General features: G+C 57.5%; 25 protein-coding genes. 20 read left to right on the forward strand and 5 right to left on the reverse strand.

The window, feature by feature from the left end:
• The first annotated feature begins 85 nt into the window (after positions 1-85).
• From D3D02_RS16290 to D3D02_RS16315, 6 genes are all read left to right on the forward strand, one after another.
• On the forward strand, positions 86-1,882 hold the full coding sequence (locus D3D02_RS16290; protein WP_121571030.1) for a helix-hairpin-helix domain-containing protein: 1,797 nt from the start codon (positions 86-88) through the stop codon (positions 1,880-1,882).
• Complete coding sequence (locus D3D02_RS20420; protein ID WP_147435651.1) at positions 1,882-2,262, forward strand: hypothetical protein; 381 nt, start codon at positions 1,882-1,884, stop codon at positions 2,260-2,262. Before D3D02_RS16290 ends, D3D02_RS20420 begins: the two co-directional genes overlap by 1 nt.
• Positions 2,263-2,360: 98 nt before the next feature.
• The gene (locus tag D3D02_RS16300) at positions 2,361-2,576 is read left to right on the forward strand and encodes a hypothetical protein (RefSeq protein ID WP_121571032.1); all 216 of its coding nucleotides are present in this window, start codon (positions 2,361-2,363) and stop codon (positions 2,574-2,576) included.
• 5 nt (positions 2,577-2,581) lie between these two features.
• A complete protein-coding gene (locus tag D3D02_RS16305) occupies positions 2,582-2,827 on the forward strand; it encodes a hypothetical protein (protein ID WP_147435652.1) in 246 nt (81 codons plus the stop codon).
• Positions 2,824-3,387, forward strand: coding sequence for a hypothetical protein (locus tag D3D02_RS16310; protein ID WP_121571034.1), 564 nt, complete (start codon positions 2,824-2,826; stop codon positions 3,385-3,387). Before D3D02_RS16305 ends, D3D02_RS16310 begins: the two co-directional genes overlap by 4 nt.
• Before the next feature lie 240 nt (positions 3,388-3,627).
• Complete coding sequence (locus D3D02_RS16315; protein WP_147435653.1) at positions 3,628-4,623, forward strand: hypothetical protein; 996 nt, start codon at positions 3,628-3,630, stop codon at positions 4,621-4,623.
• Between the two features lie 330 nt (positions 4,624-4,953).
• Here D3D02_RS16315 and D3D02_RS16320 read toward each other — a convergent pair whose 3' ends face one another.
• On the reverse strand, positions 4,954-6,210 hold the full coding sequence (locus D3D02_RS16320) for an RNA-guided endonuclease TnpB family protein (RefSeq protein ID WP_121571036.1): 1,257 nt from the start codon (positions 6,208-6,210) through the stop codon (positions 4,954-4,956).
• A gap of 280 nt (positions 6,211-6,490) precedes the next feature.
• On the opposite strand from D3D02_RS16320, the gene D3D02_RS16325 reads away from it, so the two are divergent.
• The 4 genes from D3D02_RS16325 to D3D02_RS16340 all read left to right on the forward strand — a co-directional run bounded on the left by D3D02_RS16325 (position 6,491) and on the right by D3D02_RS16340 (position 9,717).
• Positions 6,491-7,512 (forward strand): IS630 family transposase gene (locus tag D3D02_RS16325; RefSeq protein ID WP_121571037.1). Its coding sequence is split into 2 segments (ribosomal slippage): positions 6,491-6,995 and positions 6,995-7,512, totalling 1,023 coding nucleotides; the frame shifts between segments, so codons are not numbered across the junction.
• Positions 7,513-7,778: 266 nt separating this feature from the next.
• A complete protein-coding gene (locus D3D02_RS16330) occupies positions 7,779-8,315 on the forward strand; it encodes a type IV pilin (RefSeq protein WP_121571038.1) in 537 nt (178 codons plus the stop codon).
• Between the two features lie 365 nt (positions 8,316-8,680).
• Entirely contained in the window at positions 8,681-9,220 is a 540-nt protein-coding gene (locus D3D02_RS16335; protein ID WP_121571039.1) for a hypothetical protein, read from the forward strand.
• A 14-nt stretch (positions 9,221-9,234) separates the two neighbouring features.
• A complete protein-coding gene (locus D3D02_RS16340; RefSeq protein ID WP_121571040.1) occupies positions 9,235-9,717 on the forward strand; it encodes a hypothetical protein in 483 nt (160 codons plus the stop codon).
• A 54-nt stretch (positions 9,718-9,771) separates the two neighbouring features.
• Here D3D02_RS16340 and D3D02_RS16345 read toward each other — a convergent pair whose 3' ends face one another.
• Positions 9,772-10,854 carry a hypothetical protein gene (locus D3D02_RS16345; RefSeq protein WP_147435654.1) on the reverse strand — a complete coding sequence of 361 codons (1,083 nt, stop codon included), beginning with the start codon at positions 10,852-10,854 and terminating at the stop codon, positions 9,772-9,774.
• A gap of 494 nt (positions 10,855-11,348) precedes the next feature.
• On the opposite strand from D3D02_RS16345, the gene D3D02_RS16350 reads away from it, so the two are divergent.
• The 3 genes from D3D02_RS16350 to D3D02_RS16360 all read left to right on the forward strand — a co-directional run bounded on the left by D3D02_RS16350 (position 11,349) and on the right by D3D02_RS16360 (position 16,263).
• Entirely contained in the window at positions 11,349-12,512 is a 1,164-nt protein-coding gene (locus D3D02_RS16350) for a right-handed parallel beta-helix repeat-containing protein (RefSeq protein ID WP_121571042.1), read from the forward strand.
• 605 nt (positions 12,513-13,117) lie between these two features.
• Complete coding sequence (locus D3D02_RS16355; protein WP_121571043.1) at positions 13,118-14,374, forward strand: orc1/cdc6 family replication initiation protein; 1,257 nt, start codon at positions 13,118-13,120, stop codon at positions 14,372-14,374.
• A gap of 485 nt (positions 14,375-14,859) precedes the next feature.
• Positions 14,860-16,263: a PQQ-binding-like beta-propeller repeat protein gene (locus D3D02_RS16360; RefSeq protein ID WP_233560686.1), complete on the forward strand. Its 1,404-nt coding sequence runs from the start codon at positions 14,860-14,862 to the stop codon at positions 16,261-16,263.
• Positions 16,264-16,426: 163 nt separating this feature from the next.
• On the opposite strand, the gene D3D02_RS16365 is transcribed toward D3D02_RS16360, so the two are convergent.
• Positions 16,427-17,215, reverse strand: coding sequence for a TrmB family transcriptional regulator (locus tag D3D02_RS16365; protein WP_121571045.1), 789 nt, complete (start codon positions 17,213-17,215; stop codon positions 16,427-16,429).
• Between the two features lie 297 nt (positions 17,216-17,512).
• Here D3D02_RS16365 and D3D02_RS16370 point away from each other — a divergent pair, with 297 nt between their 5' ends.
• The 6 genes from D3D02_RS16370 to D3D02_RS16395 all read left to right on the forward strand — a co-directional run bounded on the left by D3D02_RS16370 (position 17,513) and on the right by D3D02_RS16395 (position 22,121).
• Entirely contained in the window at positions 17,513-17,845 is a 333-nt protein-coding gene (locus tag D3D02_RS16370; protein WP_121571046.1) for a multidrug efflux SMR transporter, read from the forward strand.
• Positions 17,846-18,049: 204 nt separating this feature from the next.
• Positions 18,050-18,280, forward strand: coding sequence for a hypothetical protein (locus tag D3D02_RS16375; RefSeq protein WP_121571047.1), 231 nt, complete (start codon positions 18,050-18,052; stop codon positions 18,278-18,280).
• A 197-nt stretch (positions 18,281-18,477) separates the two neighbouring features.
• The gene (locus D3D02_RS16380; protein ID WP_121571048.1) at positions 18,478-19,755 is read left to right on the forward strand and encodes an RNA-guided endonuclease TnpB family protein; all 1,278 of its coding nucleotides are present in this window, start codon (positions 18,478-18,480) and stop codon (positions 19,753-19,755) included.
• Positions 19,756-19,960: 205 nt separating this feature from the next.
• Complete coding sequence (locus D3D02_RS16385; RefSeq protein ID WP_121571049.1) at positions 19,961-20,830, forward strand: ParA family protein; 870 nt, start codon at positions 19,961-19,963, stop codon at positions 20,828-20,830.
• On the forward strand, positions 20,823-21,206 hold the full coding sequence (locus D3D02_RS16390; protein ID WP_121571050.1) for a hypothetical protein: 384 nt from the start codon (positions 20,823-20,825) through the stop codon (positions 21,204-21,206). Before D3D02_RS16385 ends, D3D02_RS16390 begins: the two co-directional genes overlap by 8 nt.
• A 294-nt stretch (positions 21,207-21,500) precedes the next feature.
• Positions 21,501-22,121 carry a class I SAM-dependent methyltransferase gene (locus D3D02_RS16395; RefSeq protein ID WP_121571055.1) on the forward strand — a complete coding sequence of 207 codons (621 nt, stop codon included), beginning with the start codon at positions 21,501-21,503 and terminating at the stop codon, positions 22,119-22,121.
• A gap of 74 nt (positions 22,122-22,195) precedes the next feature.
• On the opposite strand, the gene D3D02_RS16400 is transcribed toward D3D02_RS16395, so the two are convergent.
• Together D3D02_RS16400 and D3D02_RS16405 are read right to left on the reverse strand one after the other, a co-directional pair.
• Positions 22,196-22,594 carry a PIN domain-containing protein gene (locus D3D02_RS16400; RefSeq protein WP_121571051.1) on the reverse strand — a complete coding sequence of 133 codons (399 nt, stop codon included), beginning with the start codon at positions 22,592-22,594 and terminating at the stop codon, positions 22,196-22,198.
• Positions 22,595-22,597: 3 nt separating this feature from the next.
• A complete protein-coding gene (locus tag D3D02_RS16405) occupies positions 22,598-22,789 on the reverse strand; it encodes an antitoxin VapB family protein (RefSeq protein WP_121571052.1) in 192 nt (63 codons plus the stop codon).
• 238 nt (positions 22,790-23,027) lie between these two features.
• Between D3D02_RS16405 and D3D02_RS16410 the strand changes: the two genes are divergently transcribed.
• Positions 23,028-23,177 (forward strand): ATP-binding protein (locus D3D02_RS16410; RefSeq protein WP_147435655.1); only part of this gene is annotated, 150 nt, incomplete at its 3' end.

Below are 23,177 nucleotides of genomic sequence, written 5' to 3' on the forward strand. Positions count from 1 at the left end.
AGTAGGACGTCCCCTCTGACGTCACCCTCTGCCGGTGGCGCTGACACATCGACCAACGAAGCCACTCTAAGGGGGGTGGCGGGCAATGTCTGAGCCGTCGGCACCCGACGGCGATCACGTCGTCATCTGCTGGGCCTGCGGCTGGGCGCGCGTCGCCCGCTCCCACGCGGCCGCGATCAATAGAGCCACCACCCACGGGTGTCAGGCGCGTCCCGAAATCGTCTCCGCGGCGGCGATTGCCCAGTGTCAGTCGGATTGTCTCGTGGCAGACGGCGGGTTACCGGCGCAGTTCCGCACGCTTGCGGCGCTCGTCGAGCGCATCGAAGCCACCGGTGTCACTGTCGCCGACGCCCAGGTACTCGAAGCAGAACCCGACACCGAGCAGTTGCGAGCCCACCTCGATGTGACGGCCGCACTCACCGACGAGCCACGACCGGGCACACGCGCCACGGAGTCCGAGGACGCAGTCACTGTCCGAGCACTGGCGACGACCGACACTCCCCAGTGGGACCTCGGGGCAGCGCCCACAGATCAGTCAGCGTCAGATCACGGCTCGGTGCCAGACGACGCGTCTGAGCTGACACTCGAGGACGTCCTCGCGACTGAACCCGGACTCGGGACGCGCACCTACGAACGGCTCCGCAACGGGGGCTTCGAGACGATCGTCGACATCCAGGCGGCAACGGTCACGGAACTCTGTGCGGTCGATCATATCGGGAAAACGACCGCCGAGCGACTCGTGGAGGCCGTCGGCGACCGAGACGCTGACGCCGCGACTGATTCCGCGGACGAACAGGACGCGACAACACGACTGGACGCGCGTATCGTCGACGTCCTCACAGAACACGGCGAACTCCCAGCGAAAGCCATCCAGACGAAGACGAACAGCTCGAAACACGTCTGGAACGTCCTCGCGCGGCTGCAGGAGGACGGCCGCCTCGACGTCCGGCAGGATCCACGCGATCGCCGCCGCAAGCTTTACCGGCTGGCTGGCACGGATCCGACGGTCGTTGCCGAGGAACCGAACGAGGAGACGACCGATCACGCTGGAGAGTCAGCGAGTACAGCCGGCATCGAGTCTGAGTCCGAGTCCGAGTCCGAGTCCGAGTCTGGACCCGACACACGGCCCGATACTGACTCAGACTCCAAGCCCGACTCCGGGCCAGACACTGAACCCGACACCGAGAACGCCACAGAGACACCCTCGGCAGACGAGACGGCACCCGACGAAACTCCAGACGCCGACAGCGACGACGAGGAGACGGCCGACACCGAGACCACGACACCCGCCGGACGGCGCGAGTGCCAGTGTGGGACCACCGTCGACGGGGACCTCGAATGGCAGGTCCACCAGCTGGAGGCCCACGGCACCCCACAGGCCCGACTCGACTATCTGGAGCCGGGTGAGTTCGAATCGCTCGTCGAGGACGCCAAGAGCGTTGGCGAGGTGATCGAGGCGTGCAGTTGGTCACGCGAGCGCACGCTTCGCCTACTCGGAGTCTATGGCCTCAGTGATGTGGTCGGTGGCGACATCGAAATCTCGGCGATCAGCGACTTCGAGTTCGACGGCCTCGACGACGACGACGAGGAGGCGAGTGACGTCGCCGACACCGAGCCAGAGTCAGTCCCGGCGGCCGACGGCGGACAGACGTCGACGTCGCATATCGACCTTGCCCAGTTCGATATCAGTTTCACAGCGCTCGTCGACGCGATCGCGACCGCCCAGACCGTCCACCAGATCCACCGCGAGATGCACCAGTGCTCCCGGGACGACATCGAAGCGCTTCTCGATGCGCTCGGGTACCTCGAACAGTTCCAGAGTGGCCGGCCAAATGTGGATCGGGCGGCCGTGAAACGGCGGCTCGCGGAGGTGCGTGCCTGATGGTAGAGCAGACGAACTCGCTTGCTGTTGCCCCGCCACCGTGGGAGAACCAGTGCAGCGAAGCCGGATGTGTGCGGCCGGCATCGCCGCAGCGCACAGTCGGCAACAGTGCCCAGTGCAACTATCACTACTTGCTCTATCGCGCGACAGTCGATTCCTCGTGGCCGCTAGTCGCCTATGCTGGTTCGCCTCTGGTGATGGCCGAGTGGGGCCTCTTTGAGACCCAATCGCTTGGCCTGCTTGAGTACCTCATCCGGATCGGCATCATTGCCGGAGGGGTGTTCGCAGGGATAGCCATCACGGCAGTCTTGGTTATTGTGATCGCCCTGGTCGCCCACACGCTGATCGTACTCACAGGAGGTGGTCGGCTTGTTCTCTGAACGTACAGCCCAGCACGTCCGGACAGTCGCCACGACGTGGGCAAGTCCTGACCGTGCCGTCCACCGGATGCCCTGTACTGGACGGGTGGAGGTTGACAATGGCGAAGACTGAGTCATCTGACCAGCCCCCGGCCGTCCTGGACGTCGACGTCGAGGGCGATCGAGTCCTCGTCGCCGTCGATCGCGGGGAGCTGTCACTGGTCGTCGAGGCCCCACGCGGGATCGAGGCCACCGATCTGGAAGCGTTACTCACGGACGTCCCCGAGAAGGTCGAGACTGTCGCGGAACTCTTCTCTGGAGGGCCAGACGCGTGAGCACTATGTCACCCCCTCACAGGGGTCTTCCCGACACCGACGACGTCGCGTGGCTCACGCCCCGTCTCGTCGATCGGTACCCCCAGCACCGCCGCCAGCACCTCCAGCTCGTGTGGTGTCCCGCCTGCGGCGCGCAGTTGTGGACGCCCGGGACCGGCCCCAGTCGAGTGGCCGACCACATCGCCACCCACGAGCCGGCCGACTTCGGGCTGTGTCCACTCGGAGAACGGAGAGAGGAGGGCACCCAATGACCCGCCCCGCAAATACGACCACGCGCCCGCACGCCGACACAGAGATCGTCGAGCGCCTCGGCGGCGAAGACCCCGCCAGATTCCTCTATCAGTGCGGGACTCGGAGCGTGACGCTGACCGTTCGCAGCCTCATCAAGGGAATGGAAGATCCCGAACGCATCGCGCTCTGGCGGAAAGTCGAACAGCAACAGTTCAGCGGACGACGTGGTGTCCTCACGCTGCTCGATCGGGCCGAAGCGCGGATTCGTGGCGACGACCAGGACGTCGCGGTAGCACAGTCCACAGGAGAGTCGGCTGTTACGGACGCCGGCACCACAGAGGACAGCACACAGGACGATGACCCAGTCGTTCGCGACGACGAGTACGAAGCAAAACTCACGCGAGCGCGCTCGCTCGTCGAGAGCTTCGATGCCGACACGTGTCAAGCGCGCCTCCGCGACGAGCGCGGTCGCGAGGATCCACGCACCCACGTGATCGAGGCGCTCGAAGAGCGGCTCGAGGGGCTCGATGCTGGTCCCAAATCGGACAAAAATTCCCAGACACAGGAGGTGTCGGGATGATCGGTACTGTCCGACAAATGTTTATAAGGGAGAGACAGCAAACGGTAGACCATCAGGTAGGACAAGCAATTCGTCCGAAGAACCAAAGGGGGTCCGAGGTGCTTTGTCTGCCAGGACACCACCTCGGACTTACTTCCCTGGTTCTTTCGGCTCGGTCAAAAGCGTTTCCCAAGAAGTGGCGACGCTGCGATTCGGGCTGGCGCTGGAACGCGTTGGGCGTGCCTACTCACGGAGATAGCTATGAGCACGCAACAGGGAGGATCTGAGATGTCCGGAGCAGGTGCATCGTCTATCGAACAACCAGCTGACGTCGACGCGGCGACTGTCCAGCAGCTCGTCGAACGCGTCGAGCAGTTGGAACAAGATCGAGACAGTCTCAAGGAGACAGTCGAAGAACAGCAGTCCCGGATAGATGATCTCGAAGCGGAGCGGGATGGCTTACAGCAGCGTGTAAGTCAACTCGAAGCGGAACGGGATGGCTTACAGCAGCGTGTAAGTCAACTCGAAGCGGAGCGGGATGGCTTACAGCAGCGTGTAAGCCAACTCGAAACAGAACTCGACGAGCAGCCCGAGATTGAGCTTCGCGGCAATAGCGGGGGCATCGAAGCCCTGTGGATCGCCGGTATGCCACTGGGGAAGACAGTTGAAAATGTAGATCGTCGTCAGAAAAAGCTCACCAAAGTGATAACAGGAACGTCGAGATCGGCGGTCGACTTCAACGAGATCACATCACAATACGATGCTCTTGTCGAAGGGCTCGGTGAGGCGCGTGCGATGCGCGAAAAGTACCTCACAGACAAGCAAGAGTTTAAATCCGAATTCGCAAACCTTCGCCGGCAGCTTCGGCACGTCTCCGAAGAAACTGACGTCGAACTTCTCAACGCGATCCCTGGAGACGATAAGGTTGCGAAAGTCGTCAAGGACGGTGTCGCCAGTGTGATTGACGGGCGTGTAAATGCAAGCCACGAGCGCGCAGAGAAGCTCCTGCACAACCTTGATGAGTGGGCTACAGTCCGCCGAGACGACCAGCGCACGTACGCAACCTACACGTCTGCTACGGCGAAGGACAAGCTCGAGACAGCGCGAAGCGAATCACTACAGACGACCCAGGTTAAACGGACGTTTGAGAAGATCGCAAGTTGGGCGGAGAGTTCTCCACGCTTCTGCCGTGTCGATAAGAACAAGCAGGGACGTTGGCGGATTCGCATCGGCGTCTCGGTCGGGGAGGGTCGCTGAGATGAACACGGGTTGCCTTACAGGTGTTGTAAGGCTAGTCGACGGTAACCCTGTAAGCAATCCCCGCTTAGACGGTTCTACGAACCACGAATACCGATTCATCCCACCACCCAACTAAAGTTCAGTTTACGACGACCGCAACCGCGCTTGTATTAGCTTACACGGTTAGTGTAAGGGCCGGCCTTATCTGTACCGAGTTTGGTGGTACGAGGTACAGTCGGCCGGGATTTCCAGCTTACAACACCTGTAAGTCTGCACGATTGACACTTCCATCCCGAGACAATGGCTGAAGACTGCAAGAGGTTGATGAGATCGGTCAACTACCCCGCCCTACTCGCGCTGACGCGCTCGTTGAGGACGGGGCTTGTCCATGAACTCGGCCTCGAACCGATCAGGGTAGGCGGTGAATCCGCCGCTCGGCGTCACTGTTCCAGACTTCAGGGCAAGTTGACTGTTGCCCGTCCGTCGAGACGACTGTTGGCCTCGACGGACATACCGCATCCCGATGTTCTTCGCCGCGTTGTAGTCCGCGTTCGCTTCCGCCTCGCACTTCACGCACCGGAAGTCGTTTCGAGTCGGGCGGTTCTCATCCGCCGTGAACCCACACTCGGCGCACCGCTGAGACGTGTACGCCGAACCGACTTGTGTCACCGAGATACCCTTTGCCTCGGCTTTGTACGCTACTTGCTCGTACAACGTTCGGAACGCCCATTTGTGCCCCCACGACGCACCCGTTCGGTCGCGGATGTCCGTCAAGTCCTCGAACGCAATTATGTCACAGTCGTATCGAAGTGCTTCGTCTACGATGGCGTTCGACGCCCGGTGTAGCACATCCCGGACGTAGCGAAGTTCGCGGCCACTCGACTGTTCGAGCGTTCGGTGGGCGCTTCGCGTCCCGGTCTGTTGGAGTCCAGCACGTACCTTCTCAAACTCACGGAGGTCGTGGGTTAGCTTCCGCCCGCTGATAAAGGAGGCGGTACTGGTGACGGCGAGGTTTTCGATACCGAGGTCAACCCCGAGGACCGTTCCGTCCTCGGCGGTGTTCCGCTCGGTGTCGGTCTTCGATCGGCGGAAGCCGATATGCAAAAAGTACTCGCCGTCACGGGCGGTGAGCGTGCTTTCCGTGACACTCCACTCGTCGGAGTCAAGGTACTTGTGTTGGTAGCCGTCGTCGGCATCGGGCAGCGCAAGGTCACACCGGACGCGACTCTCCGTGGTGGAGAGCGACACCGTATCGTCGTCAAACAGCGTCATAGTCCGCGTATCGTATTTCACGGTCGGTGCGGTGAAGGTGGGCTTGCTGACCGTCTTGCCTTCCGAGCGGCGTTCGAGACAACCGGTAATGGCCTGTGCAGCTAGGTGAGTGGCGAGAATCGCGTGCTGACTGCCGAGGTCGGTGTGTTCGCGTACGTCGTCGTAGGCGAGGGGCTGGACGTCGCTCTTAGCGTTGCAGACGTTCCACGCCATATCCGTGGCGAGTTGGCAACCACGCTTCCACTCGGAGATGGTTTCTTCGAGGAGGGCGCGTTGCTCGTCCGTAACTTCGAGACGAGTGATTGCCGTCCGACGCACGTAGTCGTCTGCCACAATTTCAATGTAGCAAGATGACTACTTATAATTAGATGGTTGTGATTTATACGAACGCGCTCCTCCCCTCCCTACTCGCTCCCTCGGGTCGCTCCTTGAGGAAGGGGACTCCGCGCTACCGCTTCAATTGAACACGCCAACCGTGTCTTCTCGGTGCCAAGATCCGAGGTTGAAACCGAGCTCGAAGATCTCCGTCGAAAGGGAGAGGAGTACGAACTACGGACGGACATTCTTATACTATCGGCTGAAAGTTTTTCAAAGAGATATACGTTGTTCCAATATGGCGTCCCTCGACAACGTCTCTACCGAAGACCTCCGCCAGGTCTTGGCGGAGGTCGAGGGAAAGAAGCCGTCGCAAAGGCTCATGGCGGCAATCAACTACCTCGAGGAAGACGGTGCGACTCTGGAAGAAATCGCTGAACGCTATGGATACACTGCTGGCTGGCTCTCGCGGTGGCTTGATCGACTCGAACGGCTCGCCGATGAGCCGTTCGAGGAGGTTGTCTATGATGAACCACGAGAAGGAAGGCCGTCCGAACTCTCTGAACAAGAGTACGACCAGTTCGTTGAGGTACTCCACGACTCACCCGAAGAAGTTGGACTGGACGCGCCCGCGTGGTCTGTTCCATTGGCTCGTCACTATCTCGCCGAAGAATTCGGCGTTGAGTACTGTGAACGCCATGTCCGCCGATTGATGTCCGAGGCCGGGCTGTCCTGGAAGACAGCCCGACCGGAGTTCTACAAATCCGACGAGAGAGCCCAAGAAGCGTGGCAAGAAGGCTTCAAAAAAAGCGCGACAACTTGGACGACGAATACACGGTCCTGACTATCGATCAGACGCGGCAGGTACTTTCGACGCTAATCTATGCGTGGTTTCCGGAAGGAGAGCGCCCGTCACTGCCGGTGACGGGCGCGTGGGATAGCATCAAGTTGCTCGGAGCAGTCAGTGACGGCGGTGAGACGTTCTTCCTGCCGTGTGCAGAGAACTTCAACAGCGACACGACGATTCGTTTACTTGACGCACTCCAGACCGAGTTCGGCGAGAAAATCTGCGTTGTCCTGGACAACGCCTCGTATTTCACGGCGAATGCAGTGCAGGAGTTCGCCGAAGGTACACCGATCGAACTCTGTTACCTTCCGCGGGGTTCACCGGAGCTGAACCCCGCGGAAGAGTGCTGGAGACAACTTGATCAGGAACTTGGCAACCGTCTGTTCGATACACTCGACGATCTTCGTGATGCTGCTCTCTCTGCACTCGACCGGATCAAAATTCCAGATGTTTTTACGTATTTATGTCCGTGAGTATTAGAACGACTTGATTTGACTCCTAACGTTACAGTGCCATAGAAGACTTGTCACGGTGTTTATTTCACGAGATCACGGCCGAATCAGCCGTGAAAATTCGGTTGCGAATGGTCGCTGAGCGTTCTACCAATCCGACACGAGGCTCCGGTCATCGTACGAGATACACCACGCGTGTCGGTTATTGGTATTTAAGTAGTGGTCATCAGATCACTTGATACAGAAGCAGCAAAATAGATATCAACTAACAGAATATATGTCCGTTTATGAAGACTAATACTCGTGCCGTCACACCCGTGGTCAGCATTATTCTTATGGTGGCGGTTGCTATCATCTTGGTCTCGGTTGTCGCCACGTACTCACTAGGGCTCACGGATGAGCTCCCTAAAACCTCACCCGCAGCAGTACTCGAAATGAGCGATGCATCTGAAGACTTCGATAGCGGGTATGGGGAAAGACCAAATTTTGTTGATATTACCCACGATAATGGAAACCCACTCTCTGCTAATGATATATCAATAAAAATATACAAGTCATCAGATCAGCTGCTACTAGCTGAATGGACTGGCGACAAATGGAAACCCATCGGTGCGAGTTACGAACCCCAATTCCAGTCAGCTTCAGATTCTACATCGGCATTTTACTCAGACCCTTTGTCTCCGGGAGATAGTATAACAATTCAATGGTATCAACCGACGCAAGGCAGTAGTCAATGGAGCGAGACAGACCAAGAATATATTATACAGATTAATCATATTCCTTCTGGTCAGCTGGTCTCAAAACAAACTGTGGACGTGAGCTAATACTGCGTGGCACAGCAATGCCGAACTCATCCTCTCTATTCAACAGGCAGTTCCTGACTGATTTTGGATGAATAGCAATCCAATGCGATACAGCCTTCGTTTGTATTCAGCAACTGTTCCCTATCTGTTTCTGAGGATTTCTACCGTCCCTCCCAACCACATTTTTGAGACTCTGCAGGTGTGACAAATCCTCACCGAGATCGCCTGCGAGTCCGAAATGAAGCCAACCCGTTGGACAGAGCGTGAACCAACATATGAGATCTCAAATTTCGATTGTCAGTTAAGACGGTAGCCAACACCATCAGCAACGAATAGATATCTACGTGGACACAAATTAATATAGGCGCAGGGCGTAGCAGACAATAATGAGTGAGAAGACGCCGCCCGATCTCAACGTAACCGACGAATGGGCTGCGGCAATGGAGGGGCGAACGGTGAAAGACCGGGTGTATGAGGTCGCCACGACACTGACGTCGCCGACGACCGTCGCGGACATCGCAGACCGGGCAGACTGCACGAAAGAGGGAGCACGCTCGCATCTGGAATGGTTCGTCGAACTCGGTGTCCTCGAAAAAGTCGCAGCGAATCCGGCACTCTTTGTGCGGAATGAAGCGTACTTCGAGTTCCGGCGAGTGACCGAGCTCACACGCGAGTTTGAGACGGCCGAGGCGGTCGGAGACGCAATCGATGCGTACCGTGATCGAGAGCAGGAACTTGCAGCGCAGTTCGAGGCGACCGCCCCGGAAGCGGTCGTTCTCTCCGACGTCGAGTCCGAGGACCTAGACGATATCTACGACGCGCTGAGCGAGTGGCGCACAGTAACGCGTCGGCTTCGTGAACTCCACGAGGCAAAGATTCGCCTTGAATCGGGGTCGAGTCCCGCATCTGCATCGCCTCTCCCCTGAAACAGAAACGATAGATGGGCCAGTCTGACGAGCTAAACGAAGAGCTGCTGCGAATTCTCGGACAGCATCTCGCCTCCTTGTCTGTGATCGCGACAGTGCAGTACTTCCCAGCCGAGAAAAAAGACCGCGTTGTCGCTCAGCTCGTGGAGAGCTACTATCCGGAGGAGATCGATACAGCCCGTCTCGAACTTCGATTTCGGATGAATGGGGATTTCAACATTCAGTACATCGAGACGTGGGATAGCGAGCAGTGGGCGTGCCGCTGGGATCGCCATCCGAACACGCACAATACACGTGAACACTTTCACCAACCACCAAGGCCACGTGAAACGACAGCGCTTGATGCTTCCTATCCATCGGAACCATCAGATATTCTTCGCGTCGTCTTGGAGACGCTCAAACAACGAATCAATGCGGTGTGGGCAACTACCAATGAACCAGTGTATCCTGCCGAATACGAATTCACCGGCGAATACGGAGATGCATATCTGCAGTAGCGACCACAGAAGTGACGGCCGCGATTGGGTGACACCACAGCGAGACCGATCTGCTCAGTTCGGAACGGGAAGCGACGGCAGCGGAACATCCAGGATCCAGTAGAGACGAACGTCGCCTAAGAGTGCGGCGAGAAGCACCAAGAGGCCGCCGAAGGTGAAGAGCAAATACCAGAGCACGTAGTGGTGGAACACATCCAGCAACAGCGCTGCCACCGGTGCGATCAGCCCCACGATCCAGAGCACAACAAAGAGCTCACCGGCGTTCTGTGGACCGAGGACTGGCGAGAGAATCACGCCGAGTAGGTACGCCGAAAGCGCTGTCGAAAGCCAGCCATAGGGGAGCGGAAAGAGCAGTCCGACGAGACCCTCTGGGGCGCGCTGGAGCCGCTGTTTGACGCTCACGGCGGTGTAGAGGTACTTCCCCCAGCACACGGTCCAGGCGTACTTGAGCTTGAGATAGAGCTGCCTCGTTCGAAGCCAGACAACCCGGTTGGGATCCCGATACTGCTCACCCAGGCGGGTATAGTAACGACTGGCAAATAGCCCGCCGATGACGGCGACTCCGGCTGCGAAAAGCCACGGCGCGAACGAGAGCACTCCACGACCAAGTCCGGTGACGACGCGTTCGATGCGTTCGGATACTGTGGGGGGCGGCGGCTGCTGTGTGATCGAGAGATCAATGGCACGTCCCCGTCCGCCGGCTTTGTCGTCACCGAAGTAGTAGACTGCCTCCCCGGTGACGGCGTACTCGCCTGGGCTATTGGGACGGATGAAGATCGTCGTGCCTGCCGTCTCGCCGGGGTCGAGATGTACCGTCCGGGTGAATTGACTCGATCCCGCCTCCACGTTACGGGCGCCTGAGACGGCGACACCGCTCGGTGCTTCCAGGATCAACTGCACCGTCAGCGGCTCGGAGTTCGTGACGTAATTCGTCGCGCTATACTGAAATACCGCGTACTCCTCGGGACCGACCACAGTCCGAGAGCTTCGTAAATAGATATTGACTCGCTTTGTGTCGATATCAAGTGGTTCTGCGGTCGTGTTTCCGGTGGTGTTGGCACTACTGCTCGCGTTGGCTGTGTCGTCGGCCGCGACTACCACGCCGGCGCCGAGAGAACTGACCAGCAGGAGGACCAAGATGAGACCGACCCCGAAGCGGTGTGTCTCTCCGGGCCGTCTTCGTGACACGTTCTGCAGTAGGTTCGTTCGGTAGTGTAAATATACCGGACGGTACGTTGTCGTTACGACGTCACCGTGATCGGGATTTGGACGCTTCGTGACTCTCTGTTTTCTGTATCGTCCCCGAAGTAGTACACCGCATAGCCAGTGATCGTATGCTTTCCAGGTTCGTTCGGCTCAATTTGGATGCGGAGCGCTTTGGACACCCCCTATGTCAAGGACAAACGTGGACGTATACTGTCCCTGGCCGCTCTCGATTAACGCACCTCCCGTCACGGACGCCCCGGTTGGATTGAATTACACCAGACCGTTACCTTCTCAATATTTGTCAGGTACCGTCTGCTGAATATAGAGGGTGAGTTCAGCGCTCTCTCTGGTTGATCCTGATACATCAGAGTGGGTAATCACCTCATAACTTTGATCCCCGAACTACCTGTGAAAGGGGAAGCCTTATGTCACAACTCCCATCGTCTCAGACAGTCGTATCACGACGGGCAGTTCTCAAACGGGGCGCTGTCGCATCCGCTATCAGTATAGCTGGATTATCTGCGTCGTCAGGAGCAGCCGCCGCCCAGAGATGTAATATCGTCGTCCCGGACGACTACGGAACAATCCAAGACGCGGTCAATGGTGCAAACAACGGTGACACCATCTGTATCAGGCAAGGGACTTACGATGAAGATGTCACGGTAAATAAGGCGGTCACACTGCGCGGCCGAAACTCGCCGAACGGCAACAACCCGGCCGCACTGGATGGGCAGATCGAGATCACCCAAGATGGAGAGGGTGCTTCTGTCCGCCGGCTACATATTTCTCCCTCCGAGACCTTCCTTGGGGGAACCTTCCCAGACCCGGCCGGGGTGCTCGTCAAGGCGAGCGATGTCGTGATCGAAAACACCGTGATAGAGGATTTCAACGCCGATCTGAGTAATGGGGAGGGCAACTTCACTCTCCACGGTGTCCAGGTTTTCGGCGCTGGAGTCTCCGATGTGACCGTTCGGAACAATGTGATCCGCGGATTCAAAAGCGACGGTGATGCGACCACGTGGCCCAATTACGGCGGGATAGCAGGTGTAAAGGCACAGGCCGGCGTCGAAAACGTCACCATAGAAGAGAACGAAATCACCGACCACCACTCGATAGGCTGGGTGTGGGGCGTCGTCCTCACGTCTTCCGACAGTGATTCGGGCGTTCCCACGGACATCACAGTTGAAAAGAATCACATCTCTGGATTGAACGATAGCAGCGTCTACGACGTGTTCGCTAGCGCGAACGACGGCCGGGACGCCGCGCCGTACCCGGGTAGCGCATTCGGAATTGATGCTCATGCCGACGCCAGTGAGGCCACGGTTAGGCAGAACAACCTCCTCGCCCCAAACGGCGTGGAAAGCAAGGATGGGGACGGCACACTTGTTGCCGAGTGCAACTGGTGGGACGACCGGTCCGGTCCCACCCACGACGACAATCCCGATGGGGAGGGGATATGGGCCCTAGAGCGCGGCAGCGCCACAGTAGACTACACGCCGTGGCTCATCGCCCCGGCCCCGTCGAACGCCTGTGTTGGCGGCAAAGGCGGGGGTATCGGGAACGGAGTTGGAAACAGCGCCAATCAATAAGTTGGGTTGTCCGATTCGGCGCAGACTTTCTCGACCGATTCGCGCGGGGTATTCAGCACGCACCTATGAACATTACTTGTATCTGATAGAATCTTCACCGTTCACGACGCATACGTTCCACGCGTCTTCTGCTGAGTTTCAGCATCCGCGTGGAAGTCTACTCTTGAGAACTCGAGCAGCTACCCAACAGAGAGACCACCGTTTCCAGTGCTTTCCAGAAAACGACCGTCACCGTGAGAGCAACACTAGCGGTTGTTCTCACTAAGTGACTGTTCTACGGACCAATTCAAAGACGTACGTCTTTAATCTTTCCTATAATATTAGACATATTCTAGAGGGGTAGGCTAGTGGGGAGAGAAAGCACTGGAAACACCACTCTCTCTGTGTGGGCTATAGCGCGACCGTTGAGTAGACGGCTATCCCACTCACACATCGTGGATTCGGCTGTTCTACCCCAAAAGCACTGGAAACAGTGGTGTCTGACGGAGCACTGGAAATGGCGGTGAGGGGACCCGAAGAACCAAATACCAAGCACTGGAAACGGCACTCTGTCAATAAGCACTGGAAACAGTGGGTGGGTGAGGCCACCGGAAACGTCGGTCACTATGTCAGAAATAAGTTTCACGCCGGACGACTCGCTGTACCGGAACCGCGATAGTCTGTCCGAGGACTACACGCCGTCGACGATCGTCGGACGAGACAACGAGATCTCCCAGTATCACGCCGCCCTCCAGCCGGTGATCAACGGCGAACGACCGAACAATATCTTCCTCTACGGGAAGACCGGCGTCGGCAAGACGGCCGTGACGTCGTATCTGCTTGGCCAGCTGCAGGATGACTCCGAGAAGTTCGACGTCGATCTCACCGTCATCTCGCTCAACTGTGAAGGGCTTAACTCGAGCTACCAGGTCGCCGTCAACCTCGTGAACAAGATTCGAACCCCAGAACACCACATCTCGAAGACGGGGCACCCGCAGTACGAGGTGTACGAGTTTCTCTGGAACGAACTCGATGACCTCGGGGGGACCGTCTTGATCGTCCTCGACGAGGTTGACAACATCGGCGAGAGTGACAGCATCCTCTATCAGATCCCACGTGCCCGGAGCAACGGGAACATCAACGACGCGAAGGTCGGGATCATCGGTATCTCGAACGACCTCGCGTTCCGGGAGAACCTCTCACCGAAGGTCCGCTCCAGCCTCTGTGAGAAATCAATCTCGTTCCCGCCGTACGACGCCACCGAACTCGAGGCAGTCTTGGAACAACGCGCTGAGGTTGCCTTCCACGAAGGCGCCCTCGGGGATGGCGTGATCCAACTGTGCGCTGCCTACGGTGCCCAGGACGCAGGCGACGCCCGGAAGGCGCTTGACCTCCTCCGGGGAGCGGGCGATATCGCCCGGGCCGAGAACGCCGATACCGTAACCACGAGCCACGTGAAAAACGCTCGCGACGAATTGGAACGTGAAGAGTTGATGGACGGAATTGCTGATCTCGCCGATCACCAGCAGCTCGTTCTCTATGCGCTTACGACTCTCGAGGCCGAGAGTGAGACGCCCGCTCGGTCCCAGACCGTCTACCAGCGATATCAAGAACTCGCTGAGGTTGCCGCCCTCGACAGCCGGACGAGCCGACGCGTTCGGGACTTTCTCGCTGATCTCTCGACGCTCAGCATCGTCGTTTCGTCACAGCGCAATGATGGCCTCTCCGGCGGGCAGTACCGAGAGCACACACTCAAACACGACGTCGAAACGGTGCTCAGTGCGATGTCCGATCTGATTGAACGCGTTGGAATTCACCAGAGTGTCCGACAGACGATCGCGGACTCTGACCGTGTGATGATTTCGACGACGTTCGATTCCTGAGTGCCTGTCTGATATAGAGAGGTACCGATAGAATTGGATAGTTCGTTGCTGATTATGTGTGATGGACATTGTGGTTCCTCTCTTGAGTGTTTACAGCGGCAACGAGGGAGTGTACCTCCAGAACGTCCCACTTGCGAGGAAGAAATACGGATAGAGCCATCGAGTGAGTCCGACTCGCCATCTGGGAACCAAAGTGAAGATATGTCTCTGTCCAGTCATAACACACCGGTTGATTACGCGTTCGTGAAGTCGATTGCTGATTGATAGGAATATCTCTATGACTGGGCCCAGGTCATTCAATCCTGAACCGATCAGTTTGCCTCACGCTGGGTTTGCGTTCCGGCCGTACTCGATCATACTCGCCACCACCTCGATCGGGTCGCTGGCGTCGCGATTGGCGGCGATCAGCTCGTAGAACCCGTCGTGAAACCGCGTGACTACACTGAGATTCTGCAGGAGGACGACCCGTTAATACACAAATCAGGGTGCCACAGACGTTGCTACGGTGTTTATTTCACGATCCCACAGCCGAATCAGTCGTTGGATTCTGCCTGCACGTTGAGTATGAACGTATAACAACTATCCGAGCGTACAGCGTCGGGAATGCGCCCTCCAGAAAGTACGAGATACCGGTTACTAACACGTTTATCACCCGTATGAACCGGCGTACGTTCCTTGCGACGACTAGCATCGGTACCGCAGCACTGTCGGGGTGCCTATCGGCCCTTCCGTCGGGCAGGCCGGACACACCGTTGCCCGCCGTCCCTGAGGGGAAATGGACACAACACGGGGCAGACAGCGCGAACACGTTCGTGTCGGACGGGTCCGCACCCCCGCGGGGGAACCTGGCGTGGGAGTCAGCGGCTTTCACCCGGTGGAAGCCGGTGATCACCGACGGAACCGTCTACACCACGAACTTTGACCCCAGCAACGAGGGAAGCGCCATCGCACTCGACGCACAGGACGGTAGCGAACAGTGGCGGACAGTTCTCGAAGGCGATGGCGACCACGGAAGAGCGCTCGTCAACGATCTCTTCGTCGTGGCTCACAGCGAGGAACTCGTCGCTCTCAACCGACAGAACGGAGATGTTGTCTGGCGACACTCTTTCGAGAAGTCGAAACCCACTGGTAGTGACTATTCGCCGGAGTTGGTCGCTGTCGACGAGCAGTCGGGTATCGTCGTCGTTCCGCACCGGCACGGCCTCGAAGCAATCCACGCGGAGGACGGCGAATCTCACTGGGAGACAACCGAGGTGTCACAGCAGCAGCTCACGCCAGCGATCCACAACGAGACCGTCTACACAGTCGGGCGAATCGACGGAACAGATAGCCTCGTAGCGTTCGATCTCAATGACGGAACAACCCACTGGAGGAGGGCACTAGCGAATCCATCAACAAGCGCCGATCCGGTGGTTACCGAGTATGGAGTTTTCGTCGTCGACGGGAACACACTTGCCATTCACAACCGGCAAACGGGAGCTCGGCACAGTGAGATCCGATTGTTCGAGACCGACGAGACATCCACCACGACGGTGGCTGTGAGCGGGGGAATCGCGTTCGTGGCGAACAAGGCGGAACTGCTCGCAGTCGATATCGAGGAAGAAACCACGAAGTGGCGACACGACGACGAGGTGTACGCTCAAGGGCTGTCCGTCGGGAACGAGACAGTAGTCGCTATGGTTGATGGCTCCGAATACGTCTCCACCGAACTCCGGGAGACGATAACCGCTTTCGACCGAGAGACCGGAGACGTTCAGTGGAACTACGTGTTGGACGGGTTCCACTCCGTGACTATCCCACCGATTCTCGTTGACGGTGCCGTCTTCTTCGCGACCAGCAGCATCGGCGCTCTGGCCGTCCTCGGCGATGTCGATTCGGGGAGCGATTAATGAGTAGCTCGGCTGTATTGAGAGATCTCTGTGTAGGTGTGCGAATGCTTCTATGATCCAGAATACTAGAGCTGGACGAATCGGCCGGGGACAAATACGATGGTGGGCTAATGATGAATCATTGATGCTCGTGTCCCGCTCCCACCAGTCGTCTCTGCGTCGCTCATTCGCGGAGCGGCACGGCTTCGCTCCACAGTTCCTGAAACTGACGTTCGAATTCGTCGACGATGTCACTGTCGTTTACCGCAACCACGCCGATACGGTCTATGGCTCTCTGTGGATGGGGGATGTCGATGGTCGTTACCGTCTGGTCGATTATATCAAAGGATACTGAGACCTCTGGAAGTACTCTGATTCGCACCTCTGCTACGTGTTCTTCGGCGGTATCAAAGAGCGATTTCGGGGTCGTTTCGAGTACTTGCTCGCTGATGAGTAATGAGACAGAGATACCTGACTGTGCTCCATCAAAAAACGCCTCAACTTCTCGTTTGAGTGTCTCCCACGGAGCTGACTCATAAGGTGGCCCAACGATGGCGTGAACTGAATTCGTCGCTGTCTCCATATGTTCCTGGAGAGCTGTCTGCATCTCTTCACTGCCGAGTGTGCCAAGCCAGATGCTCGCGTCAGTCGGCAACGTTGGCAGGAGATTTGAACGGACAGAGTTAGCCACATTACGATACCGGGCCCACTCCTGTTGTAGTTCGGCGGTACGCTCGGCAAGGAGCCTATCAACGACGGTGTCAGGCTGTTCTGCGATGTATCGGGTTGGCTCAGTCGATTGTGTTCGAATGAGCTGCCGAGCTTGGAGGTTGTTGAGTACATCATAAATACGACCCTTGGGTACGCCACTTGCAGCTGAAATGTCTGTTGCCGTCGCTGCACCGGTGACCAGTAGCGCCCGGTAGACTTTCTCTTCGTAGCTCGACAGTCCAAGTTCACCGAGTTCAGTCATCGAGGATTGTTACTGTATTCCGATAGTTAGTATGTGCGTGTCGTTTTTGATGTTGATCGGATTCCTTCTACGCGGCTTTATTGCCTTTTCTCTGCTGTGTTTCGATTTTCGTGATGCCAGTTTCACACCGGACCCGCGAAATCCGATGGAAAGAGTAGCTCTACTTAATCCGACGATGATCGATCTCAACAAATCCGACGTCAAAATTGCGGGTCCACTCGCACCTGCGGAAGAAATGGCCCACAAGTGGCAGTTGGTTTCAGAATCATCATATCCAACAGAACAGCAGCGACAGATATGAATCCATATGTGCTACTAGCCGGCGCGATTGTGTCCGAACTAATTGGAACGACCTCGCTTAAGCTCTCAGATGGGTTTTCAAACCCGCTACCGAGTCTTGGTGTCGTCGCCGGGTATGGACTTGCTTTTTATCTAGTTTCAGTAACTCTGGAAGACTTGCCCATCGGAGTCGTTTATGGAACGTGGGCCGCTCTCGGCATCGTTGGTGTCGCAGGTATCGGCGTTCTCGTGTTCGACGAGCCTCTCGATTCAGCCGGTATCATCGGTATTCTGTTTATCCTCATCGGCGTGTATTGGGTTAACATCGTCTCTAAAATGTCCGTTCACTGATTTGGCGTTTGATGGATGTCTGACGAGTTCGGTACACCCCGCAACCTCTCTGCTACACTCTGCGTGCGATTCTCTTTCTCTCTTGCCTATACTTCAGATGAGCGCGGACACAGGCGCCAGCCTCCGCGGTGGTTGACGAGTAGCCTGCTACCACCGCCTCCTCTACCCGAACAGTCTCCTGTGAGTAACCCGTACTTGCTGGTGATGCAGAACTCACGGCGACCGATTGCGCCAGCCGAACAAGATGTCCTCGACCATCTTGAGGCGTACGTCGATGCAGCGGACACTGACTCGATCGCACGTGAGACAGCGATCGCGTACCTCACAGAGCAGGGACTCGCCCGTGCCGATGCGAGTGACATAATCGAGCAGTTGCTCCTGAAGGGGTATCTCTATGAGGTCGGTGAGAAGCTCCGGATTCCACCACGCTGGTGATGGTCCGGGATCCGATTGGAGCGTGAGATCAGCAGTTTCGAGGCGGAGCCCCCGGCCTCAAGGAGCGAGTGCTTCCGACCAGTCGGAAGCGCGAAGCGAGTAGGCCGGGGAGGAAGCCGACAACTCCGGCACAGACCACGGACTGTAGCCGCCCGTTCTCCCCAACGTTAATAAACTACCGTCTACCCATCTGACGTATGGAGGTGCGGCGCACTGTTCCAGTCAAACTCGACGTGGACAGCGACGACGCCGCCCTTCTCCGCGAAACAGTTGATGAGTTTTTGTTGGCTGCCAACTACGTCGTGGACCACGCTTGGCAGGGCGAATACAAGACGACCAGCAAGGCACAGTTGCAGGAGGAAACCTACGACGAGGTACGCGACCGGACACGGTTGCACGCGAACCTCGTCCAGAACGCCCGCAACAAGGCCGCCGACGCCGTACAGGGCGTCGTCGCTCGCTGGAAACAGGGCGAGTACGCCGGGAAACCACACTTCTCGCAACCGACTGCCGTCTACGACAAGCGGTGCGCCACGTTCCACGACGAGTACGTGTCGCTGGCGACCGTAGATGGACGTATCGAAGTCGAGTACGTTCTGCCAGACGAGGACCGTGACACACCTCACAGCCGGTATCTCGACAACGACGACTACGAGGTGACGGGCGCAGAACTCCACAACACGGACGGCGAGTGGTGCCTTCATCTTCGCACAAAGGCGGAGGTGGAGTTCAACACGCCGGAGCAGGCAACGACCGGGCACAGCACAGTCCTCGGCGTTGACCTCGGCGTGAACCAACTCGCGGTCACTTCGACGGGCACGTTCTGGAGCGGTCACGAGTTCGACCACTGGCGGCGCGAGTATGAGAACCGGCGGGCGTCACTCCAGCGGTGTGGGTCACGCCACGCCCACGAGAACATCCAGTCGGTCGGTCGAAAAGAAACGGGGCGGTTCACGATGATGCTCCACCGGATTGCCAACGGCATCATCGAAGAAGCCGCCGAAAATGGCTGTGCGGTCATCGCCTTCGAGGAGTTGACCGGCATCCGTGACCGACTGCCCGGCGCATCGTGGGGCCACAAGTGGGCCTTCAAGCGGTTATACGAGTACGTCGCATACAAGGCTGAGATGCACGGCATCGATGTAGAGCAAGTGGACCCGGAGAATACGTCACGTCGTTGTTCACACTGTGGATTCACGCACCCGGATAACCGCGACGGCGAGAAGTTCGAGTGCCTGAAGTGTGGCTACCAGAACCACGCCGACTACAACGCAGCAAAGAACATTGGACTGCGGTATCTCCGCCGTAACCAAACTGGGGACGGCGGAGGCGCACCCGTAGGCGTGCGCTTGAATCGCGGGACGCTGAACGCGAACGGAGAATATGAATCTCCTGCCGAAGATTCCGGCCAGAGCGGGAGTCCACGCGAAAGCCCCACCCTCAACGAAGCGAACGGCCAAGCCGTGAGCGAGTAGGGTGCGGTAGTTTACTTGTACTCCCCTTGAGCGGAACAATGATGCGGCGTCGAAACCCGTGAGGTCGTCGATCCGCTGCTCTAACTCTTCGTTCTCCTGTTGATACAGTCTGTTCTCTTTACTGCTATTCCGTTCACCGACTGAATATTTATATAGCATCAAGGTATAGCCAAACACTGTATGCTATACCTACAGGGTGGTGGCAATGCCTAAAACTCGCCGTGTTGCTGTCTACCTCGATAAGGGTGGCACGGGGAAGACAACGAGCGCCGCTCACCTCGGCGCTGCACTGGATGCGGGTGGCCACGACGTCTTACTCGTCGACCTGGCTGGGAAGCAGGGCGATCTCGCCAAAGAACTCGGCGTCGACGATCAACTCCAGGCTGATATCGCCAACGAAGATGACTTCCCGAACGTCGCGACGACGATGGGGAACCGCTGGGGGGACGTCGCAGAGATGGTCGGGACAGACGAGGCGGTCGACCGACTTGTCTATCCGACCGAAACCGGGGTTGATCTGATCCCAGCTCATCCAGATCTTGATGGCCTCGATGCTGACCTCGGAAACGTCGACGACGTCGACGATCGCTATTCACGATTCCGACGGTTCCTCGACGACTACGTCGAACCGCTGGATCGCTGGGATGTTGTTATCCTGGATATGCCCGGTCTCGCCAACAACATCACCTACAATGGCTTGTGGGCAGCGCAAAATGTCGTGACACCAGTCCTGATGGGCTCGTTCGAGTACTCACAAGCCCAGCGCCTCCAGGAAGACCTCGAAAAGATTCGCTCCAACTACGGGGAAGACGTCCGCCTTCAGATGTTGATCCCCAACCAGTTCGACCGCCGGACTAACTTACACGCTGAGAAGTTGGCGGCGTTCCAAGACGAGTTCGGCGAGTTGCTCGCGCCGGAGTACGTCGTCGACTCCCAGCAGATCCGAACGGCAACAGAAGAGGGACAGACTCTCTTCGATATCCCGGATGACGAACTCCTGAAGACGGGTACAGACGCGCGAGACGCATTCGCAACCAACGCGGCAGAACTCTACAACCGACTCACCGATGACTGACGACGACCTCGAGAAACTCCGACAAGAAGAATCGCACGGCAACCGACTCGATCGTGACGACCCCAGCGCTCAGCCAGACTTCGTCGACGCGCTTGATGAGGCGCTCGAAGCTGTCGAGAACGGCGAGACAGGAGACACGATTACAGCGTACGACCCAACGCTTGCGGCTGTGCTCCGGGCGCTCGAAGAGGATGACCGCCTTGACGATGTCTTCGAGCAACTTCAGGAGGCCTACGACGGCAACTCCGGACTCGACTCCGCATCCCGAAGTGCGATTATCCGACTGGCAGTGCGTGTTGGCCTCCAAGAGGGAACTGCGGATGTGATGGACGATCTCCGGGAGGCGATCAACCGCCGACAGTCTCCGACTGTATAATATACATTTAGCATATAGGTTTCTGCTATATGTATCGGCTATGGGTATATCTATGTCCTATACAATTTGGCTATTGGTATAGTGTATAGGCTACTCGGTTGTTCTGGGGGGCTAGATCAACTTCCTTCCTCAACAGAGACCGGCCAGCACTCACTCTCGCTGCCACTAGAAAGTCGAGCACAGTGAATTTAGCCTACGACTGGCCGGGACCCCCCCGTCCCGGAGAAGCTCCCTATCTCTACGCGCATCCGACGCGACCCACGGCGTTTTATGCGTTCAGCGGAGTCAATACACGTGGATCCTGATACCGTCCGAGACACGTGGACAAACCGGCCGGGGGAATACTCCCCTTCCTACTACGCGTACTATGGTTCGGATGAGACGAGTACGTTGATTCACGATCTCCTTAGTGGCTACCTGGACCGTGACGCAGCCATCCTCGAGCTGGGATGTGGTTCGGGCCGGCATCTTGCACACCTCGCCGATCACGGCTTCGAGAATCTCTCGGGTGTAGACATCAATGCCGAGGCATTCGACGTGATGGAGGAGCACTACCCCCGGCTCGCTACGGACGGAACATTTCACTGCAGTCCAATTGAGGATATTATTGAGGACTTCGACGACGGAGAGTTCGACGCGGTCTACACGGTTGAAACGCTACAGCACCTGCATCCCGATGTCGAATGGGTCTTCGAGGAGGTGGCTCGGATCACCGACAACATCCTCATCACGACGGAGACCGAGGAACCAGTTCACGAGTCCTCATCGCCCGACGTCGACGTGAATTATGTCGACGAGGACACCCCTCTATACTACCGGGACTGGAGTCGCATCTTCACCTCGCTAGGGCTCGTTGAAGTTGAGACGGTTCGTGGTGACAGAGACACCACGCGGACCTTTCGTGCATCCCGCTAACTGGTTGTGCCCGTTCTTCCGCGGTGAGTGAAGCACTTCGCCCTGCTCTACCTGTAAGTCAACCTAGAGAGTCGCTAGTGATTGCTCCGAAGATTTGTCACGTCCATCTGGTCGGCAAGAAGTCGCGCTTGGAAGTCTGAATCGGCGACGACAAGCTCACTCCCTGTAGACCGGGCAGTCGCCGCAATCAGCAGATCTCGCGTTGCCATCCGCTCGCCGTCATCCATCAGTTGGTCTTGCATCCGCCCTGCCTCGAGAACGATCTGCTCGTTCAGATCGAGCGAGCGGACGCCGCCGAAATCTTGTCGGACGCTGACGACATCAGTCTCCCCCGACCCGACTCGTCCGTCAATCACCTCAAAGACACAGATCGTGGACGTGAGGTATGGCTGAAAACAGTTGTCAACGTACTCGACGACGTCCGGGACACCCTCAAGGAGATCGATAATGACCGACGAATCGAGGAACGTCACTGGTCAAAAACTCTCCCGAGAACGCTTGACTGCGTCACGCGCGCGGTCTGCTTCTTCTTTGCTCCACGCGCCGATGTTGATCGGCCGCTCACTCTGCGCGAGTCGCTCCAACAGTTCGTCGAATGTCTCATTTTCTCGCTTGAGACTCTCGAGCATCGCTTTCGTATCATCGGAGACTCGGATGGATGTGCTCATATGTATACGGTCTGTATACATACATATCTACCTTACGCCGATTTTCTGCCACTTTGGGTCCCTCGACTGTTCTTACCGTTGATTAGAGATACGAGCGCATACCCCCGCCTTCCCGTGAGTGACGAGTGTTCCGACAGAGCGTCGGAACCGAGGAGCGAACAGGCGGGGTCGAGCGGACAGCATTTTGGCGAGAGTGCGAAGCGCATAAGTCATTATCGCAGTAATCATTATGCAAAGTATGACCTTCTATGACCGCCAAGGTGAACTCGATGCACTAGACACGGCGTATTCATCATCTGGTCACGCTTTCTACGTCGTGTATGGGCGTCGTCGAGTGGGGAAAACAGCACTGCTCAAAGAGTTCTGCGCTGATCGGCCGCATCTGTAC

The organism is Halobellus sp. Atlit-38R, from assembly GCF_003665925.1.
GTDB classification, from domain to species: domain Archaea; phylum Halobacteriota; class Halobacteria; order Halobacteriales; family Haloferacaceae; genus Haloquadratum; species Haloquadratum inordinatus.

Bases quoted from the DNA above. Each gene is read 5' to 3' on its own strand.
- D3D02_RS16390 (WP_121571050.1), top strand. From the start codon at position 20,823: ATGACTGACGACGACCTCGAGAAACTCCGACAAGAAGAATCGCACGGC.
- D3D02_RS16340 (WP_121571040.1), top strand. From the start codon at position 9,235: ATGGGCCAGTCTGACGAGCTAAACGAAGAGCTGCTGCGAATTCTCGGA.
- D3D02_RS16380 (WP_121571048.1), top strand. From the start codon at position 18,478: ATGGAGGTGCGGCGCACTGTTCCAGTCAAACTCGACGTGGACAGCGAC.
- D3D02_RS16375 (WP_121571047.1), top strand. From the start codon at position 18,050: ATGCAGAACTCACGGCGACCGATTGCGCCAGCCGAACAAGATGTCCTC.
- D3D02_RS16300 (WP_121571032.1), top strand. From the start codon at position 2,361: ATGGCGAAGACTGAGTCATCTGACCAGCCCCCGGCCGTCCTGGACGTC.
- D3D02_RS16310 (WP_121571034.1), top strand. From the start codon at position 2,824: ATGACCCGCCCCGCAAATACGACCACGCGCCCGCACGCCGACACAGAG.
- D3D02_RS16405 (WP_121571052.1), bottom strand. From the start codon at position 22,789: ATGAGCACATCCATCCGAGTCTCCGATGATACGAAAGCGATGCTCGAG.
- D3D02_RS16315 (WP_147435653.1), top strand. From the start codon at position 3,628: ATGAGCACGCAACAGGGAGGATCTGAGATGTCCGGAGCAGGTGCATCG.
- D3D02_RS16290 (WP_121571030.1), top strand. From the start codon at position 86: ATGTCTGAGCCGTCGGCACCCGACGGCGATCACGTCGTCATCTGCTGG.
- D3D02_RS16350 (WP_121571042.1), top strand. From the start codon at position 11,349: ATGTCACAACTCCCATCGTCTCAGACAGTCGTATCACGACGGGCAGTT.
- D3D02_RS16355 (WP_121571043.1), top strand. From the start codon at position 13,118: ATGTCAGAAATAAGTTTCACGCCGGACGACTCGCTGTACCGGAACCGC.
- D3D02_RS16370 (WP_121571046.1), top strand. From the start codon at position 17,513: ATGAATCCATATGTGCTACTAGCCGGCGCGATTGTGTCCGAACTAATT.
- D3D02_RS16385 (WP_121571049.1), top strand. From the start codon at position 19,961: ATGCCTAAAACTCGCCGTGTTGCTGTCTACCTCGATAAGGGTGGCACG.
- D3D02_RS16335 (WP_121571039.1), top strand. From the start codon at position 8,681: ATGAGTGAGAAGACGCCGCCCGATCTCAACGTAACCGACGAATGGGCT.
- D3D02_RS20420 (WP_147435651.1), top strand. From the start codon at position 1,882: ATGGTAGAGCAGACGAACTCGCTTGCTGTTGCCCCGCCACCGTGGGAG.
- D3D02_RS16365 (WP_121571045.1), bottom strand. From the start codon at position 17,215: ATGACTGAACTCGGTGAACTTGGACTGTCGAGCTACGAAGAGAAAGTC.
- D3D02_RS16330 (WP_121571038.1), top strand. From the start codon at position 7,779: ATGAAGACTAATACTCGTGCCGTCACACCCGTGGTCAGCATTATTCTT.
- D3D02_RS16305 (WP_147435652.1), top strand. From the start codon at position 2,582: ATGTCACCCCCTCACAGGGGTCTTCCCGACACCGACGACGTCGCGTGG.